The sequence below is a fragment of the Shewanella sp. Isolate7 genome (genome assembly GCF_022398425.1).
Lineage (GTDB): Bacteria > Pseudomonadota > Gammaproteobacteria > Enterobacterales > Shewanellaceae > Shewanella.
The window spans coordinates 25930-45355 of sequence record NZ_JAKEVJ010000006.1 but is presented as its reverse complement, the minus strand read 5'-3'; the positions used below and the strand labels follow the sequence as shown (position 1 = coordinate 45355).

Genomic DNA, 19426 nt, shown 5'->3' with positions numbered 1-19426 from the left:
GGTTTTTAGTAAAGAAACTTTCGTTAAGAAGTCAGATTACTTCTTAGCTTCTCTTTCTTTAACTTCAGCGATAACTTTTTCAGCAACACTGTTTGGACATGGTGCGTAGTGTGAGAACTCCATAGAGAACTGACCACGACCTGAAGTCATTGTACGTAGTGAACCGATGTAACCGAACATTTCTGAAAGCGGTACGTCAGCCTTAATACGAACACCAGTCACACCAGCTTGCTGATCTTTGATCATGCCGCGACGACGGTTAAGGTCACCAATTACGTCACCTACGTTGTCTTCTGGGCTGAATACGTCAACCTTCATGATAGGCTCAAGAAGTTGCGCGCCAGCTTTTGGCATAGATTGACGGAATGCGCCTTTAGCAGCGATTTCGAACGCGATAGCTGATGAGTCAACTGCGTGGAAAGCACCGTCAGTCAGTTCTAGTTCAACGTCTAGTACTGGGAAGCCAGCAACGGTACCAGTCTGCATCATGCTCTCGAAACCTTTCTCAACAGCAGGCCAGAATTCTTTAGGTACGTTACCACCAACAACTGAAGAGCTGAAGGTAAAGCCAGAGTTTTGCTCACCAGGACGGATGATGTAGTCGATCTTACCGAACTGACCAGAACCACCAGACTGCTTCTTGTGAGTGTAGCTATCAGCAACTTCTTGAGTGATAGTTTCACGGTATGCAACTTGTGGCTCACCAACGATTAGGTCAACGCCGTAAGTACGCTTAAGGATGTCTACCTTAATATCTAGGTGAAGTTCACCCATACCCTTAAGAATGGTTTCGCCTGAATCTTCGTCAGTCTCAACGCGGAATGATGGATCTTCAGCGATCATCTTACCGATAGCGATACCCATCTTCTCGCTGCCGCCCTTGTCTTTTGGTGCAACGGCGATAGAGATAACTGGCTCTGGGAACACCATGGCTTCAAGCGTACATGGGTGCTTAACATCACACAGAGTGTGACCAGTTTGAACGTTCTTCATACCCACGATAGCGATGATGTCACCAGCTTGTGCGGTTTCAAGTTCGTTACGCTCGTCAGCCTGCATTTCACACATACGACCGATACGCTCAGTCTTACCTGTAGCAGAGTTCAGGATGGTGTCACCCTTGTTGATGCGGCCTGAGTAGATACGTACGAAGGTCAGGGCACCGAAACGGTCATCCATGATCTTGAACGCAAGTGCTTTCAGAGGTGCATCGGCGTCAACGATAGCGTGTTCGCCAGTTTCGTTACCTTCTTCGTCAGTCAGAGGCTGTGGATCAACTTCTTGTGGAGCAGGTAGGTAGTCAACTACCGCGTCTAGAAGAAGCTGCATACCTTTGTTCTTGAACGCGCTGCCACAGTATGTTGGGAAGAAGTGCATGGTGCGAGTACCTTCACGGATACAACGCTTGATGTCTTCCATAGATGGCTCTTCACCTTCCATGTAAGCTTCCATCAGATCGTCGTCCATCTCAACGGCAGACTCGATCAGTTGCTCACGGTATTCTTCAACCATGTCAACCATGTCAGCTGGTACATCTTCGATGCTGTAGTTTTCAGCTTGTCCAGTTTCGTCCCAAACCCATGCTTTACGGGTTAGTAGATCGACAACGCCCTTGAACTCATCTTCGATACCGATAGGCAGTACCATAACGAGTGGGTTAGCCGCAAGAACGTCTTTAGTTTGCTTAACAACGCGCAAGAAGTCTGCACCCATACGGTCCAGCTTGTTTACGAAGATGATACGCGCAACTTCAGATTCGTTTGCATAACGCCAGTTGGTTTCTGATTGTGGCTCAACACCACCAGAACCACAGAATACACCGATACCACCGTCTAGTACTTTTAGAGAACGATAAACTTCAACTGTGAAGTCAACGTGGCCAGGGGTGTCGATGACGTTGAAACGGTGATCGTTCCAGAAGCAACTTACAGCAGCAGACTGAATGGTAATACCACGCTCAGCTTCCTGTTCCATGAAGTCGGTTGTAGATTCACCATCATGAACTTCACCCAGCTTATGAATCTTGCCGGTTAGCTTTAGGATACGCTCTGTTGTGGTGGTCTTACCCGCATCAACGTGAGCGAAGATACCAATGTTTCTGTACTTTGATAAATCAGTCATTTTTCTACTCTATTGGAGTTACGTTCTAAAATTCGGGGGGAAGTATATCAATACTTTTCAAATTTTTTTATTCATTTTTATCAATTTTGCTGAAATATCATCTTTATCGCGAGAAATTCCCCACTCTGTCTTCCCTAATATAGGGGGCAAACCCATAGCCGGTGCGGATTTCGCTCATAAAAAGAACATGATGTTATAACCCGAAAATTCGTTATATCTTTTTATATGGGGATGTGTTGGGCTACCACAGGCATGTTACAGCCATTGTGGGCGAGGGGTGTTTCAGGCCAGCTCCCATGGCAATGGATTAAGTTTGATAAGCGTTTCTTTCGGCGGTCATTGTTGGCGGTCACTGTTGAGTTAGGGTAAATTTAGCAAGCAGCAAGCAGCAAGCAGCAAGCAGCAAGCAGCAAGCAGCAAGCAGCAAGCAGCAAGCAGCAAGCAGCAAGCAGTGAACAGGTTGCCCCTGAAATGTATTAGGGAGCGGCCGATGGGGAGGGGCTGATGAGGTGGGGTTTATGAGGATTGGCATCTAAATTCAACATCATGTGTCCATGTTTCATTCTCTAACACCCATTAAAAAGCCAGTCACTAGGACTGGCTTTATATTGCGGCTTTGAGATTAAACCCTGTCGGGTATTTCGCGCTTAACGGGGTTATCTAATAAGCGCGTTAGTCATTTTAGTCATTATAGGGCTTTGGTGACTTCCTCATAGCTATCCCATACCTTAGCCTCTGTAACAGAGCGAACCATCTTCACATATTCTGCATGAGTCCAGGCAAGTGGGGTTGCCGAGTTAGTGCCTTGGCCAAGCTGATAGTTAAAGCGGGTCTTGTTACCCACGCCATCCCATACCTGTTCTGGGAGCATCAGGCCGTCGTTGGCGAAGGCTTCCATTCCCTTAACATAGGTCTGTACCAATTGTGCCTTGCTCGTCTCATTTAGGGTGCCGTTGGCGATCGCCTTAGCTAACTCGAAATGGGCGCGCTCACCGGTAAAGAAAGGCCAGACTCTGCCACGTTGTCCCGGGGTGTTGCTGCCATTCTCGGCATAGTTGGCGCCGGTATCGGTATCTTCGCCATAGCCGTCATTGCCGTAGCGTCTAAAGCCGGGGAATTGTGTGCCATCTTTTGCGGTGAACTCATACCGGACCCTAAGGTTATCCTCCAAAGTCTGGTTATCCACCAGCGCCAGGGTGTCATTTACCGCCTTGTCGTTGGCGCTCTTCACGCCGTAGCGCACCAGCTCCAGGAAACCTGCATCCAATACCTGGCGCTGATCAAGCCCGGCGCGGCCATTATTATCGGCAAGCTTATCATCGCTGTCGGGTGTGCCATTGGGGGCAAGACGCAGGTAGTAGGGGGCTTGTGTTCCATCGACTGCGCTTAGCAGCCCCTTGTGGGTCACCACGAGTGAGTCGAGCTTTTCAGCCATGGTCTTGGCATTGGCCAGATACTTTTCGCTCGACGCTAAATCGCCGGCCTGTTTGGCGATATCGCTGGCGGTGATAAGCCCCGTGATGACGGCGGCTGCGGTAGAAGGCGAGTAGCCTGCTTGCTCTTCCCAGCGCTCTTGTTGTGTCTTCAGCGGCGTGATTTGGGTGTGGTTCCAGTCGAGATTAACCTCGCCGCCGCTCACCAAAAAGTCGGCCGCGGGTTTTAGCATGGTCTGATACCAGTGTTCTATTTCAGTATCGCTCAGTACACCGGCCTGCCAGAGTTTCCAGCCGAGCATGATAGGCATGGCGGTCTGATCGAGCTGTACGCCCACCCATTCAATCTGTCCATCGACATGGGTTTTCTGCAGGAACCATCCCGGGACGCCGCTGTATCCAGGCGTTGCTGCCGTTACCTGAACCTTTTTGAGGTACTCGAAGGCGACCTTAGGGGTTTGTGTGTCGCCCATGGCCAGAAATGCCATGGCACACTGGTAAAAATCTCTCGGCCACACCGCCTTGTAGCCGGTCGAGCCCTTGATGGCCGACACGCTGTCGCCCCAGGGGTTAGATAGCGAGGCGATAAGGGCGCCGGCGTGGGTCTTGTCTTCCTGGGCTTTGAGCACCATGGCGCTGGTATAGAGCAGCTTACCCTCATCGGCGGTATTGGCCGTCATGGCGCTAAGGCTAGAGAGGGACTGCAGATAGTCTTGCCAGCCGATGGCCTCTCCTTCGCCATTGTAGGCGGCGAGCACCTTGGCATAGCCTTCCGATAACGTGGTTTTGGCACTTTGCTCGCTGCTGGCCTTATCGGCGCCGAAGCCAAACACCAAGGTCGTGGTTAGACTTGGCTTAGCGGCACTGCCGACCTCAAGGGTGGGCAATGCTGCCGTCATGGCCACGTTACCGACACCTTGGGTATCATCACTGGTCGTGGTGTAATGCCAGTTCAGCTCGCCGTTAGCCTTCAGATCCGTAAGACCGTCAGACTCGCCGATGAAGCCCACGCTGGCAGCTGTAAAGGGAATGTCACCGCGCACGGTCAGCACGCTCGAATCGTCATTGCCCGTATAAGCATAGAGGCTGTTGCCATCTTGGCCGATGCTGGCGATGTCATTGGCGCCGCTGTTATCGATGTGAGGGTTAACATAGAGATAGGGGGTGATCCCTGGCTCGAAGGCGGTAAAGAAGACCTGCATCACCAGGCTGTCGCGATCGGGGTCGGTAAAGAAGTGCTTCTCTATCTGATACTTGCCTTCGATATCTTTGTTAATCACCTTGTAGGCGAGCGACAGCGGACGCCCCGCCGCATCCTTATGCAGGTAATCTATGCTGGTGAGGGTATTGTCCTTTTCGGTGTCGACGAAGCCATTACCACTGATGATGAACTGCGCCTCTTTGAGCTGGGCATTATGGATAAGGCCATACATGGTCTCGGTAAGAATACCTTGGGCCAGGGAGAACCATACCCGGCTGACCGGATTGGCTTGGTTGCTCAGGTATTGGGCCGCACCTTGTTCGTTGGTCACATAGGGTTCAAACGAGGTGCCTATCCCTGTCTTACCGGAAAAAGCCCAGGTGGGCGAGGCGCCGGGTGCGCCAGGGGCAACGGTTATCTGTTGCGCCGCTATGCTGGCGGTTTGTGCTGGCGCTGTGTCCGTGTCGCTCTTGGCGCCGCCACAGGCGCTAAGCAGGGCGCCCAGGGAGAGGGCAAGCAGTGAGCGCGTAAAAGGTACTTGCTTAGACGTCATGTTAAGGCTCTCATTAATTATTTGTTTGTTATTCGTTTATTAGGGGGGGCGTTTAAGTCTGTGTATTGTCGCAGGGGCTAGTGCCGTCTCTAGCCCTGTTACTACTTAGTCTTGCTCGTTTCGATTGCTGACAAACAGCACGCTGATCCCGGCCAAGATCATAAAGCTGCCACCCAGGATGAGGGCAAAGATCGGCTTGCCGTCGAAGAAGGCATTGAGCAGCACACCCAGTACGCTGGCGGCCAACAGTTGGGGGATCACGATGAAGAAGTTAAAGATCCCTATGTAGACGCCCATCTTAGCCGCAGGCAAGGCGTTAGAGAGCAGGGCATAGGGGATAGAGAGGATAGAGGCCCAGGCGATACCCACCCCTATCATAGGCAGCCATAACAGGTTCGGGTCTTGAATAAAGTAGAAGCTGATCAAGCCAATGCCGCCGCAGCATAGGTTGATCAGGTGAGTCACCTTGAGACCAACCGCCATGGCCAGCAGGGGGATGAATATCGCCGCCACGGCGGCAAAGCCATTGTAGGAGGCAAACAGCATACCCACCCAGTCGGCACCATCGTTATAGGCCTTTGAGAGCACATCCTGGGTGCCATAGTGATGATCTGTGACCGCCGCCGTGGTGTAGATCCACATAGAGAAGAGGGCGAACCAGGAGAAGAACTGCACCACAGCCAGCTGGCGCATCGCCTTCGGCATATGGAATAGTGAATCGACGACGCTGAACACCATGCCTTGCTGATGACGCGCTTCGCCGCGGATCTGCTTTAAGGTCTTGGCGCAGAACCATTGCAGCGGGCAGAAGGCAAACACGCCTATGGCCAGCAGGTAAAGCTGTTTGTCGAGCGATTGCAGGTAGATGATAGTGATTAACAGGGCACCAATAAGGCCCCAGGTGATGGCGCCTTTCTTATAGGCCTGCCAGCTGCGATCATGATGCAGTGTCACTTGCTCGCTGCTTTCCTGTTCGAAGCGCGAAAGCTCCTCGGGAGAGTATTCTTTGCTGGTAAACACTGTCCAGCTAACGGCCAGCAGCAGCACCGCGCCGCCGAAATAGAAGGCGTAGCGCACCGAATCGGCGATCTCGCCTTCTGGCGCCGTATTGGCGACATCGAAATAGTTAGTGAGCAGATAAGGCAAGGCCGAGGCGACCACGGCGCCGACGCCGATGAAGAAGCTCTGCATGGCATAGCCCAGTGGGCGCTGCTTACTCGGCAGGTTGTCGCCGACAAAGGCGCGAAACGGCTCCATGGCGATATTGATCGAGGCGTCCATGATCCACAGCATACCGGCCGCGACCCAGAGCACAGGCGAGTGCGGCATGATGAAGATAGCCAGCGTGGTAAAGATAGCGCCAATGAGGAAGTAGGGGCGGCGACGACCGAGTCGGCCCCAGGTGTTGTCACTCATGTAGCCGATGATAGGCTGCACCAGCAGTCCCGTGAGCGGCGCCGCTATCCAGAGAATAGGGATGTCATCGATCGCTGCGCCTAAGGTCTGAAAGATACGGCTGACATTGGCATTTTGCAGGGCAAAGCCAAACTGGATCCCCAGAAAACCAAAACACATGTTGAAGATCTGCCAGAAGCTTAAAGCGGGCTTGACGTTTGGGGTGCCTTGGGCGGATAGGGTGTTGTGTGACATCCGATGCTTCTCTTTATCATTATTTGTTATCGTCGCGCGGGGCTAAAGGGGCGCGATCACTATTTTATGGAAGTCGGTCGAGTGAAAAAAGGGGCGAATACACGCTTCCCTCAAACGGGTATTCGCCAAAAGCTAGGGTTCTACTTCTCTAGGCTTAATCACTAGGCTTAAGCCCTGATGAGTAGATAGAGACTCTAGTGCTCGCCTTTCATGCCTTCAGTGCCTGATAAGGTGAGCATCGACCTGGCCAATTTCATAGGAGTTACACATGAAATTAAACACCAAGGCATGTTAACCCTGAGCCGAAACTGCCGACAACCGATTACATACGTATTCATCATCGGGCGTTAACCTTTATGTAGCCTGCTGTTAACCTGCCTGACTTAGATGTCTTACGGGTTATTTTGATTTAAAACAGCGCCTTAAATGGTGACCGCTTTAGCCTGAGGTTTTCAGTTGTTGGCGTTTGTAACAATGAGCAAGATGCCCTAGGTCGTAGGCTTTTTAGGCCTTATCAAGGAAAAAGCGCCAGTCGTCACTCGCGCAATTAGCCGGGCAAGTAGCTGGGCAATCAGATGGGCAAACAGTAGGTTAGTGGAGTCGACTTATGCGATGTTAGCCATGTATCAGGTCAAAATTAGAGTTTGCGATGAAATGTTTTGTTGAAAGATTTACCAAATAAAATCAGTGTCAGCGAAAGATGTGACACACTTAGGCGTGCTGTAAGATGATGTTTAGCTGTTATTTATGGATATTTTTCTGAGCGATTGATTTGCATTTTTTAGATTCGCTAACAATATTCAGGCTGCGAAGGCGGCCTGGGTTGAAACCTGGGTCACATTTACGTTCAGATAATTTAACTCATAATGATGAGCATCTGGCTCGTTAATTAGTGCTGCTTTGCAGCCTTGTCGGCTGAGTCTAGCGTCCCAGGAAAGAAGTTGCCTGCCGCGCCAGGGAACACTACCGGGCTGGTGTTGCCGTTATAGCCCACGGCAGCGACGCCATACAGATAGTTGTCGATCACCATGTTACGCAGGGTGAAGCTGTTGACCTTGCCCACATAGCGGCTGTGGGTCCACTCTGGCGCTGTGGTCTTGCGCCAATAGATGCGATAACCAGCCACCTCTGCCGTGGCATCTGCCAGCCAGTTTAGCTGGGTATCGGCCGATACCTGCCCCGAGATGCTTACCTGAGTCGGCGGCGCGGGGGCCCAGGCCATAGAGGCCAGGCTGATGGCGTTGAGGGCCGTTAGTTTGGCGGCGAAGGCTTCATCGACACCTTCTATCACGTCGCCATAGGCGATGCCATCTTCGGAGCGAATATCCTGATGCTGGCGATGGTAGTTTTCGTTAGTCTCCATCACACGCACCGCAGGAAAGCCCGCCTTGTTAAACGGCAGGTGATGGCCGCCGCGCCCGAAGCGATCGAGACGATAGATGAGCTGCACGTCCAGGTTGGTCATGTATTGGTCGACAAGCTGCTTGATGTGCCTGGCCAGATTGCGTGAGGCTGAATCATTCTCGCCGCCGCTGAAATAGCGCTCCTTGGCCTCGGCTGGCGTCTCGGCGATACGCACGCCCTCTGAGAACACGCGCACCGTATGGTTGCTCACCACGCCGTTGATCCCTTGTATGTTGCCTATCATGTCGTTATTGAGCACGGCCTCGACCTGCCAGCCCTGCTTCTTAGCAAAATCGGCCAGTCCGGTGCCGCCATACAGGCCTTGCTCTTCACCCGATAGAGCCGCGTAGACTATGGTGCCGCCAAACTGATACTGGCTCAGGATACGGGCGGCTTCCAATGCGCCAGCCACGCCCGAGGCGTTATCGTTGGCGCCGGGGGAGAATGAGTTAGCGTCCATCACGTCACTGACCCGAGAGTCGATATCGCCGCTCATCATCACCACACGGTTGGGATCTAAGGTGCCGCGCTGAATGGCGATGATATTCACGACTCTGGTCGGCTCGGGAATGCGCTTACCCGACACAGTGTCAGCCACCTCGATCACCTCGAGGCATCCTCCGCAGGCAGCAGAAATGCGTTCAAACTCGGCTTTAATCCAATTTCTGGCTGCGCCTATGCCGCGCTGCTTATCTGTCTGGCTCGATAGGGTATGGCGGGTGCCGAAGTCAACCAGGGTCTGTATGTCGCGCAAAATGCGCGCTGGCTGGGGGGCATCGGCTATCTCATACAGGCGAAGATCTTCTGCTGAGGGCGCGGTATAGGGATTATGTGCCTCTGGTGCCGTGGCGGCATGAACAGTCGTGGGTTGGAGTGTAGCGGCGCACAAGGCCGTTAACAGCAGTGTCTTGCCGATAAATGGATTGATTGTCATGTTCTGCTCTTCATTCTTGTTATTGTTCGGTGCTTCTTTGCGCATAAAAGTGATGCACAAACTACCTTAGCAGAATAACCCTGATGCTTGGGGGAGGGAGCGCGGCTTTAGTCGTAGAAATGTGGGGGAAATCGCCGGAAAAAGGTAAACAAATGTTGCGAAAGAGACATGATGACAAGCCTGTTGGTGCAGACTTGCCATCTTTTTCTGTGGTTGGAAACGAGCGGTTAAATCGCCTTGAAGCGGATGGCAACGCCGCCGCTGCTGGCAAGCCTTAAGGTGAGAGCCTGCTTGCTATCGACCAGCTTGGTCTCAATCACATAGTCATAGGGATTGGTACGCCAATCTGCTTTTTCACCGTCGCGGTAGATCTGCGCTTCATAACGCAGCTTTGGGTCGAGGAAGTCGAGATCTATGCTGATCTCGCGTGGCGCATCGTCTGTGATGGCGCCCAGGTACCAGTCCTTGCCTTGGCTGTTACCGCCACGTTCCTGACGGGCAAAGGCTACGTATTCGCCTACCTCGCCGGCCAGGGCGATACTCTGGGCCCAGTCGGTGGGCACATCCTGAATAAACCTAAAGGCATCGGGGTGCAGCTTATAGTTGCGGGGCAGATCGGCGGCCATCTGAATCGGACTGTAGAGCACCACATAGAGGGCTAACTGTTTGGTCAGCGTGGTCTGCACCCGGTTGACTGCGTCCAGGCCCTTAGGGGCCAGATCGAAGATCCCCGGCGTGAAATCCATGGGGCCAGCCAGCATGCGGGTGTAGGCCAGGGTAGTGGTGTGCGACGGATTGTTGGGCGGCGTGCCCCAGGCATTAAACTCCTGACCGCGCGCGCCCTCGCGGCTGATCCAGTTGGGGTAGGTACGACGCAGGCCGGTGTCTTTAATCGGCTCATGGGTGTTGATGCTGATGTGGCGCTTGGCGGCCTCGGTGACGCTGTGTAGGTATTCGTTCACCATAAACTGGCCGTCATGCCATTCGTGACGCACTATGCCTTGCTCGTCGACACGTTTGATGTCGCCGCCGTCGGCCACATAGCCAGTTTTCACCTGAGTGACCCCATATTTCTCATAGAGATCATAGGCATCGCTCATCTGATTACGGTAGTTGCTGACAGAGCCTGAGGTCTCGTGGTGGCCGATCAGGCGTACCCCCTTGCTGGCACCATAGGCTGAGATCTCGGGCAGATCGAAGTCGGGATAGGCCTGGGTGAAGCTAAAGACATCGCCGTTATGGAACCAGCTGCCGTCCCAGCCGACGTTCCAGCCTTCCACCAGTACACCGGCGAAGCCGTTATCGGCGGCAAAATCCATGTAGCGCTTGGTCTCGGAGGTGGTGGCGCCGTGCTTGTCACCCGATCCCCAGGTGTTCTCGTTGAGGTGCATGCCCCACCAGATCCCGACATATTTGCCTGGCTCGACCCAATCGACATCACCCAGCTTGTTCGGCTCGTTAAGATTTAGGATGAGATCTGAGTTCAGCAGGCCGGTAGCCCTGTCGGCGATCTGAATCGTGCGCCATGGCGTGCTAAAGCCCGCCCTTGTCTTGACGCGAACGCCATCAGACCAGGGCGTGAGATCGGCGCGTAATGTGCCGTCTCTGCGCTGATCCAGTGTCATGGCGGCGTAATCCACCAGCGCCGCCTCGTGAATGCTCATGTGAACGCCGTCCCCAAGGGTGAAGGTAAAGGGGGTGTGAACCCTGTCCACCTGCTTGAGTGGCGTCTTCTGATACAGGTATTCGTAGCGGTTCCAGCCGCGCGCCGGGATCCACCAGGCGGTGACTTTCTCTGGCTGGGGCAGGCTAAACTCGGTGAGCTCGGCGGTGATGTTTAGCTTGTCCAGCTTGCCTTGCTTTGGCACCTGGTAGCGAAAGCCGACACCATCATCGAAAACCTTGAATTCGACGACCAAGCTGTACTGGCCATTGCTGAGGGTGGCAGACAGACCGTTATGCTTGTCGCTCACCCATTCGCGCTCACCCCAAGGCTGTTGCCAGCGCTCATCAATCTGGCTGCGCTTGATATCTTTGATGGCAAAGTCATTGCCAAATTCCCCGAGAGAGTCAAACACCAAGCCGAGTTTAGAAGGTTCGATCACCTTCTTGCCATGAAAGCTAACGCTATATTCAGGTGTCTGGCTATCGTCGCTGAGGCTGACCACTATCTGCTTGTCCGGCGAGGCCAGAGAGACAGTCTTAGCCAGGCTAGCGCCGGGCAGCATCATGCCTGTAGCAGCGATGGCAAGGGTAAGGGCCGACAAAGCCGTGACTGGTCGTGATGGTGCGTTGCTGCGCGCGCTGGCTGCAGGGCGAGCCGATGGTATCTGTGTGCAAGACATTCCGTGTACCTTTTTATTGTCGTTTTTTATTTAGGGTGAGGGGAGTTACTGCTTGCCATGTTAGAAGGGAAGGCTCGAGCGGAGCAATCGACTGCATACGTATTCACCGGGAGTGCTCGCAGGATCCGCGAACCTTAACGAAGAAGCCCTATGGCATGAACTGGATGCAAGGAGGGGATTTGGCTGACTGGCTTAGTGTGTTACCAAGGAGATACGCCGGCGCGTTTGGCGATCAATTTATGTTTGCCACATTTAGTTACGCAATTTAACGATTTAGTGCAGAAATTTATACTGAATTGATGCCGCAAGTTATGGCAGCATAAGCGCTTGTTGTCATTGTGAGTTGGATCAGCAAACCCATGTATCAAGGAAGTTGTCTATGTGGTGGCATTAAAGTCGCCATCAGCGGACCCATAAGTCAGATCATTCATTGTCACTGTTCCCTGTGTCGTAAATCGATCGGTACGGCATTTGCCACCAATGGTTTTGTCGTCGCTGCGCCTCGCCCATCTACAGTGTCAATGAGCAGGACAGCAAGCGAATTCGCCTGCGACTCGGTATCTTAGACTCGGCGATCAACGAACGCCCCATGTCCCACAATTTTGTTACCTCTAAGGCCAATTGGGAGGAGATGGATGCCAAGTTACCTTGGTATGAAGGCCATGAGCCCGGCAGGTAATCGTTGAGTAAAGTGGGCCATGCTTATATCTACTAAGGGCATTTATTAGGGTTCTCTACTAAGGGCATTCACTAAGGATATGGTGATGGGTAACAAGCATTTTAAGGCCCTGCTGGGCACTGAGCTGCCAATTATTCAGGCGCCTATGGCAGGCGTGCAAGACAGCAAACTTGCCATTGCCGTGGCGAAGGTCGGTGGGCTAGGTTCCATCCCCTGCGGCATGTTGAGTAAGGCGCAGATCATAGATGAGATTAAGGCATTTCGTTCGGCGACTAACGCGCCGCTCAATCTTAATTTCTTCTGTCATCAACTCCCTCCATTTGATCCCAAGGCGCAGGCGCAATGGCATGAGGCACTTATCCCTTATTTCGATGAGCTTGGGATAGAGGCCGATCTCGGCCAAGGCGGCGCCAGTCGTATGCCCTTTAATCATGCGATCGCCGATGAGATAGCGCCCTATAAACCCGAGGTGATTAGTTTTCATTTCGGGTTACCCGATACCGAGCTGCTGGCGCGAGTAAAATCCTGGGGTAGCAGGGTGATCGCCAGTGCCACCACCTTAGCCGAGGCTGAGTATCTCACCGCGCGAGGCGTCGATGGCATAATCGCACAGGGGATCGAGGCGGGCGGCCACAGAGGCATGTTTCTCAGCGAGGATCTCAACACCCAGCTTGAGTTGCCAAGCCTGCTCACCCAGATAGTCAAAGGTGTCGCCCTGCCCGTGATTGCCGCCGGTGGTATAGGCGATAGCCAGGCGGTAAGAGCCGCCATGGACCAAGGCGCCTGCGCCGTACAGGTGGGCAGCGCCTATCTCTTGTGTGATGAGGCCAACACCTCGCAGCTACACAGAGCGGCGATCGAGCGCTCGGCCAAAATGAACACTTCAAACGCTGATGGGGCTGGAGGCAGCACCGCCTTGACCAATATCTTCTCTGGCAGGCCAGCAAGAGGCATAGTAAACCGCGCCATGACTGAGTTAGGGGCGATGAATTCTCGGGCACCGGCCTTTCCCTACGCCACAAACCTGATGGCGCAACTGCGAAAGGCGAGCGAGGCCCTCGACAGGAGTGATTTCTCGCCGCTTTGGTGTGGCGCAAATCTCACAGCCTGCAGAAAGATCTCAGCCGCTGAGATGACTTTGGCGCTAATGGAAAGTGCGCGGCATGACAATAATAAATATGAGTAGCAGCTATGCAGACAATTATTAAGCGAAACCAGTTAACCATTAGTCAGGCAGAGGGAGAGAACAGTGAACTCGTCGATGCCCTGGTCGATGGGGTACGCCAGTTTAATTTCGACAAGATGGGCCTGGAGACGAGTGAGCCACTCACCGTACTGGCCCACAATGACTTGGATAAGTTAATCGGTGGCGTCTATGGCCGAACCATTTATAAAAATTTTCTTATTCATGTGGTCTGGGTGGATGAAACGGCCCGCGGCACAGGTCTTGGGCGTGAGTTGATGTTAGCTGCTGAGCATTTAGCCGTCGGTCGTGGCTGCCTGCAGGCCCAGGTGGATACCCTAGATTTTCAGGCGCCGGATTTTTACCAAAAGCTGGGATTTACCCTAGCAGGGACCGTGCCTGCGTTCGAGGGCAGCCCGGCGCGCTACTTTTTAATGAAGCGCTATTGTGATAGTGTGGTTCGTTAATCTTTTTAACAATAAAATCATTAAATTAACCTATTATTCAAGGATGAAAAATGGCTAAAAAATTGATTGCCAAGGTCATATTAACTCTGGCACTAACGGCCTGTGGTACCTCTCAAGCGCCCTCAAGTGCATCGAATTCTGGCGATAGCGCCGTACTCAATAACCTGCTTGAAGTCAGTGCGGCAGACTTAGATAACTATTGGCAGGCCAAACCGGTAAAACCTTTTATGTTGAAGTCGCGCCCCAATTGGATCCCTAAGGGGGCCGGCAAGTTTAGCTATTTTGTGGTTATCGATAGTCAGGGCAATGAGGTGAGTAAGACACTGGTAGGCTCTACGCCCGAAGGTTGGATGACTCAGGCCCGCCTCAATAAGATGCCTAAGGTCAGTTATCTTGTGAGTGAAAATAACCCAGAACATCAGCCGATAAAGGTGTTGCTGACTTCAGAAGTGATGCCTCGTCGCATGATAGAAAGCAATTGAGTCTGTGGTACTTGAGTCATTCACGCAGTCTTAGTAGAACGCAATGAGGTTTGAAAAATGAAGATGATCTATCGCGGGTTATTAGCCATTGTCTTGGCTTTTGCATCGAGTCTGCCTCTGCTCGCCAACGACGGCTTGTTGGCTCAGGCGTTTGAACAAAAGCAAAGTGGGCTGCAGATCCAGGGAGAAGGGAAAGTGATACGCCTGCTCGGTGACGACACCAAGGGGAGTCGTCATCAGCGTTTCATTGTGCGCCTGGCCAGCGGCCAGACCCTGTTAGTGGCCCATAATATCGATCTTGCGCCGCGTATCGCTGATCTTAAGGTTGGCGACAGGGTTGGCTTCTTCGGGCAGTATGAATGGAATAATCGCGGCGGCGTGATCCATTGGACACACAAGGATCCTAATGGTCGTCATACGGCGGGCTGGTTAAGTCATGATGGGCAAAAATACCAATAACTTACTGGCTGGTTTCTAATTCTGAGTTAGTCAACGCGGCGGGCTGCCCCTTCAGTGGCTGTTTGAGTGGTTGTTCGAACAGGGAGGCGCGCGACAGCAGTTCGAATCTGTGGTTAATGGCCATGAAGCTGTCGACCAGCTTAGGGTCGAAGTGGGTTCCCTTATCTTGGCAGATTAAGTCCATCGCCTCTTGGTGGCTAAAGGGGCGTTTATAACAGCGCGGCGAGGTGAGGGCGTCATACACATCCACCAGGGCGACGATGCGGGCAGAAAGTGGAATCGCTTCGCCTTTTAGCCCCGCCGGATAGCCACTACCATCCCACCATTCATGGTGACCGCCAGCGATATCACGTCCCATCTTGATAAAGGCGCATTCGGGGGCATAGCTGAGCAGGCTCTCCAATACCTGGGCGCCGATTACGGGATGGGCCTTTATCTGTTCAAACTCCTCAGGGGTGAGCCTGCCTGGTTTCAACAAGATGGCATCGGCAATCCCCACCTTGCCAATGTCGTGCAAAATGGATGACAGGGTGATCTCCTGAATAAAATCATCGGTTAACTCAATTGGCGCATCTTTATCCGCCTGACGCTGGGTGGCCAGCATCTTGGCATAGTGCTGCATGCGGATAAGGTGGGAGCCGGTTTCGTTGTCCCGATATTCTGCCAGCTTTGCTAGCCCCATCACGGTCGCCCTTCGGGATGCCGTGGTCGAGCGCAGCGAATGGGTCAACTTACCCAGCAGGAAGGCGGCTGACTGAGTGACCATGGCGTTGGTGACGACAAAGTTTATCGCCACTACTGACCAGATAAAGCCGTTATAGCCTTGGGTCTCGGGCCATTGAAACCACTGGCTATGGTAGGCGACGCCGATGGAGATGAGGGCGGCTGCGTTGAGCAGTTGAGCCCATAGACTGGCTTTTTTGCCAATTAATATGCTGGTGAGCGGCGCAAACACAAACAGCCAGAAGAAGCCGGCACCGGTTGGCCCTATGGTGATGAGAAAGGCCACGCCGATGGCGAAAAACATCAAACAACCGATACAGTAGCGTAGGCTCTGCCTGAGTCCCCGGGCCAATAAGATGTAGAGCAGCAGAAGATAGGCTAGCGTATCGAAGGCGGCCATGCCGATCAGCCCCATCTGAATACAGAGATAAACGCTGGTGATATAGACTGGCACACACAAGATGGCGAGCAGGCCAAATAGGCGCTTGAAGATCAGTTCTCGCCAGATAGGCAAGGTGTCGTGAAGATCATGGGAGGTCGATGGGGCGAAATAGAGATCACTCATTGTCAATCCTTTGCGCTGCCAGAGCGGAAATTTACCGGCACAGCTTCTCTGGCGAGATCCTAACTACTGTGTATCAGTTTGTGTTAAAACCCTGTGCCAAGCAAACTTTATGTGTTAGTCATGCCGGCGCATGTTTTTTCACCACTCCTTCATTATTACTCATAACACCGCTCGCGGGTTAATTTACCTTTCGCTAAATCATTTCTTTTGTATAAAAATGTGAATAAGACGCCGTTATGGCATAGGATTGCCTAGCTTGTGATGTCAGGGGACTAACTCAGCTCCCTGTTTCTGTTTTCTTATTCCTGCTTTGTTATTCCGTCCCTGGTGTACTTTGACTAATCTGCGCTAGTCTTAGCAGGTGGCTCTGTTATACTAGCGCGCTTCGTTTTACCAGCCGATTGATTGGCTGGCGATTTTTGCCTTTTCTGCCCTAATTTTTGCCTTTTCTGCCCTAATTTTCGCCTTTTGGCACTAAGAGAGAATTCATGACCTTTGCAAATCTTGGCCTGCCCACAGCCCTGTTGGCTAACCTTGAACAACTCGGTTATCACAAGCCAACGCCGATCCAACAAGAAGCCATTCCCTTAGCGCTTAAGGGCAAGAACCTGATCGCGGCGGCCCAAACCGGCAGTGGTAAGACGGCGACTTTCGTGTTGCCTATGCTGGCTAAATTGATGCAGGGCCAGACTCAGCGCAAGAAGCGGGCGAGGGCGATCATTTTGGCGCCTACCCGAGAGCTGGTATTGCAGGTAAACGACCGCATCTGCGAGTACGGTAAAGGCGTGGGGCTAGCGTCTATGGCCGTCTATGGCGGGGTAGATGTGCAGGCGCAGAAGCTGCAACTGATCCAGGGCGTGGATATTGTGGTGGCCACGCCGGGTCGCCTGCGGGATCTCTATACCCAGAGGGCCATTCGCTTCGATGAGGTCGAGTTGCTGGTGCTCGATGAAGCCGATCGCATGCTCGATATGGGCTTTATCGAGGATATCACCAAGATCTTAGATACACTGCCGCAAGACAGGCAGAACCTGCTGTTTTCCGCCACCTTGTCTCGTCCGGTTCGCGAGCTGGCCAAACAGGCACTACCTAAGGCGATCCACCTGTCGGTGACCAAGAATGAGGAGAGTAGGCCCGATATCGAGCAGTGGATCACCACTGTGGATAAGGATAAGAAGTCTGCGCTGCTCAGTCATCTCATAAAAGAAAATGCCTGGCAACAGGCGCTTATCTTCATCGAGACCAAACATGGCGCCGCCAAGCTGGTAAGCCAACTCGAGAAGCGGGGTATTGAGGCCGAGTGCATTCACAGCGGTCGTACCCAGGCGGTGCGTGAGCAGATCCTGGCGGATTTCAAGGCGGGCAAGATAGCCTATCTTATCTCCACCGGCATCTCGGCGCGCGGGATCGATATCGATAACCTGCCGCTGGTGATCAACTATGATCTGCCATTTCCCGCCGACGAATATGTGCATCGCATCGGGCGTACCGGCCGTGCCGGAGCCAAAGGCGAGGCGATCTCCTTGGTATCCAAGGACGACTTTAAGAATCTCTGCATGATCGAGAGCCGTCTCGATCACCTGCTTGAGCGCCGCGAGATCGAAGGCTTTGCGCCGAGAAAGCCTGTACCTGTCTCGATTCTCAATTATGTGCCTAAGGCCAAGCGTGAGCAGGCGCAGGGTGAGAAGGGCGGTGAAACGTCGACTAGCCAAGCCGAGAAAGGGCCTAAGGGCGCTAAGGAAAAGCGCAGAGAAGATAAGCCTAGAGGACAGTCTAAGTCCCATGAAAAAGCTTCACCTTATAAAGGTAACTCCGCCGATAAGATGGCTAGGCCTGCTAAAGCTAAATCAGCAGCGCTTGGTGATCGCGGTGGTAAAGATCAAAGCTCGGAGCATAAAGCTGAACAAAAGCCAGCCTTTAACCCCTGGACAGATAGCCGACCGGGTAAGAAATAAGGTTTAAAGGTAGAAAAGTTAGCAGCCCTCAGATTGAGGGCTTTTTTGTGGCTGGTGGTTTTATCCTTTGATTTGTTTGGTTGTTGCAGAGGGAATTTAAGGTCGTACCTTCACGGCAACCTATCACCTGCGGTGTGCTTATGTGCAGATACGCCTGTGACACGCTATGCGTCTTCTGACCTGAATGGATGTTGTGGAGGCTATTGAAGGTCATACCTTCATTGCAACCTAACGCCTGCCCGGCGGGGGAATGTGCAAGCACTCTTTTGGCACGCCGAGGTTCCGTCCCTGGAGGCTTCACGRCGGCACTGACCTACATGGATGTAGGGAATGCCAAAAGATGTAGGGAACATATTTGGCCATGCCGCCGAGAGCCAARAGCGTGCWTACACTGGTATCTAAATGTCTCTTCGATTTGACCACTTTTGATGACTCTTAGGGTGACTAGTTGATCGTTCAGAAGGTTGCCAACCTTTACTCGCTATACTGCTGATCTATACGGATATAATGGGATATTGCCAAAAAGCCCCACTTTCACTTCCTATTATGTAATCTTGCGATTCTCGCTTTGTTTTCGGGCAGCTCACTTTCCCCTTGTTATGTAATGCCATTATTGGTATAAATTTCAGATGTTTAAAAAAATTCGCCGTGATGTATATTAGGTGGTAGTGATTTACATGGGCGGCATTCTCGCTAAATAAGCGTTATGTGCTTAGAGGAAAAATGAACAAAATCATCTTAATTTTACTGTTGGTGTCGTCTTCAGTGTTTGCGGATAGCGAGAGCTTTTTCAATCGGTTATTTTTTGAAAATGTTTCGTACTCAGAACTTGTCACGCCAGAAAATAAAGACGTAGTAAGACCAATATTTCAGCAAATTGATGCCAGCTTAGCCTCAGAGGAATGGAGCAATGCAGATAAGTTAGACGTATTGCGTAGCATATTAGCAATTTATTTGTCTGAAGTTGCATCAGTAAAATTGATGTCCTTTGAGCAAACCTTGTCTAAATTCAAAGCTGGCAAACTAAACTCTAACATTACTAAAGCCTATGCTGATGAACATAATTCAAAAGTAGTTAGTAGAGAACTCGATAAGGTCGTTAATGCACGAAACTACGAAGAGACTCAACAGACAGTTAAAGAACAGCGAAGGCTAAAGTTGTTAAAATGTATCATTGATAATATGAAAAACTTACCAGCCAATATGAAAGAAGTAGTTGGCGCATATTGCAAATTAGAGCAGAAAGTTTAGTACGCACATAACAAGTGACTG

Annotated in this window: 12 protein-coding genes and 1 pseudogene; 7 read left to right on the top strand and 6 right to left on the bottom strand. The window is 52.2% G+C overall.

Annotated features, from left to right (window positions below; translation table 11 throughout):
- Nucleotides 1-36 precede the first annotated feature (36 nt).
- The 5 genes from fusA to L1D47_RS02405 all read right to left on the bottom strand — a co-directional run bounded on the left by fusA (nucleotide 37) and on the right by L1D47_RS02405 (nucleotide 11527).
- Entirely contained in the window at nucleotides 37-2121 is a 2085-nt protein-coding gene (fusA, locus tag L1D47_RS02425; RefSeq protein ID WP_239882411.1) for an elongation factor G, read from the bottom strand.
- A 688-nt stretch (nucleotides 2122-2809) separates the two neighbouring features.
- A complete protein-coding gene (locus L1D47_RS02420; protein ID WP_239882410.1) occupies nucleotides 2810-5308 on the bottom strand; it encodes a glucan 1,4-alpha-glucosidase in 2499 nt (832 codons plus the stop codon).
- Nucleotides 5309-5413: 105 nt separating this feature from the next.
- On the bottom strand, nucleotides 5414-6958 hold the full coding sequence (locus tag L1D47_RS02415) for an MFS transporter (protein WP_239882409.1): 1545 nt from the start codon (nucleotides 6956-6958) through the stop codon (nucleotides 5414-5416).
- 889 nt (nucleotides 6959-7847) lie between these two features.
- Nucleotides 7848-9296, bottom strand: coding sequence for a M28 family metallopeptidase (locus tag L1D47_RS02410; protein ID WP_239882408.1), 1449 nt, complete (start codon nucleotides 9294-9296; stop codon nucleotides 7848-7850).
- Between the two features lie 227 nt (nucleotides 9297-9523).
- Nucleotides 9524-11527: a glycoside hydrolase family 97 protein gene (locus L1D47_RS02405; protein WP_239882439.1), complete on the bottom strand. Its 2004-nt coding sequence runs from the start codon at nucleotides 11525-11527 to the stop codon at nucleotides 9524-9526.
- A gap of 473 nt (nucleotides 11528-12000) precedes the next feature.
- On the opposite strand from L1D47_RS02405, the pseudogene L1D47_RS02400 reads away from it, so the two are divergent.
- From L1D47_RS02400 to L1D47_RS02380, 5 genes and pseudogenes are all read left to right on the top strand, one after another.
- A pseudogene (locus L1D47_RS02400) lies at nucleotides 12001-12320 on the top strand (GFA family protein).
- A gap of 85 nt (nucleotides 12321-12405) precedes the next feature.
- Entirely contained in the window at nucleotides 12406-13506 is a 1101-nt protein-coding gene (locus tag L1D47_RS02395; protein ID WP_239882407.1) for a nitronate monooxygenase, read from the top strand.
- Nucleotides 13507-13511: 5 nt separating this feature from the next.
- A complete protein-coding gene (locus tag L1D47_RS02390; RefSeq protein WP_239882406.1) occupies nucleotides 13512-13970 on the top strand; it encodes a GNAT family N-acetyltransferase in 459 nt (152 codons plus the stop codon).
- Between the two features lie 50 nt (nucleotides 13971-14020).
- Nucleotides 14021-14452 (top strand): hypothetical protein, encoded by a 432-nt coding sequence (locus tag L1D47_RS02385; RefSeq protein WP_239882405.1) that lies wholly within the window; start codon nucleotides 14021-14023, stop codon nucleotides 14450-14452.
- A 63-nt stretch (nucleotides 14453-14515) separates the two neighbouring features.
- Nucleotides 14516-14911: a DUF3465 domain-containing protein gene (locus L1D47_RS02380; RefSeq protein ID WP_239882438.1), complete on the top strand. Its 396-nt coding sequence runs from the start codon at nucleotides 14516-14518 to the stop codon at nucleotides 14909-14911.
- 1 nt (nucleotide 14912) lies between these two features.
- Here the strand turns inward: L1D47_RS02380 and L1D47_RS02375 are convergent, their stop codons facing one another.
- A complete protein-coding gene (locus L1D47_RS02375) occupies nucleotides 14913-16199 on the bottom strand; it encodes an HD domain-containing phosphohydrolase (RefSeq protein ID WP_239882404.1) in 1287 nt (428 codons plus the stop codon).
- Between the two features lie 488 nt (nucleotides 16200-16687).
- Here L1D47_RS02375 and L1D47_RS02370 point away from each other — a divergent pair, with 488 nt between their 5' ends.
- Entirely contained in the window at nucleotides 16688-18154 is a 1467-nt protein-coding gene (locus L1D47_RS02370; RefSeq protein ID WP_239882403.1) for a DEAD/DEAH box helicase, read from the top strand.
- A 723-nt stretch (nucleotides 18155-18877) separates the two neighbouring features.
- On the top strand, nucleotides 18878-19405 hold the full coding sequence (locus L1D47_RS02365) for a hypothetical protein (RefSeq protein WP_239882402.1): 528 nt from the start codon (nucleotides 18878-18880) through the stop codon (nucleotides 19403-19405).
- Nucleotides 19406-19426: the final 21 nt, after the last annotated feature.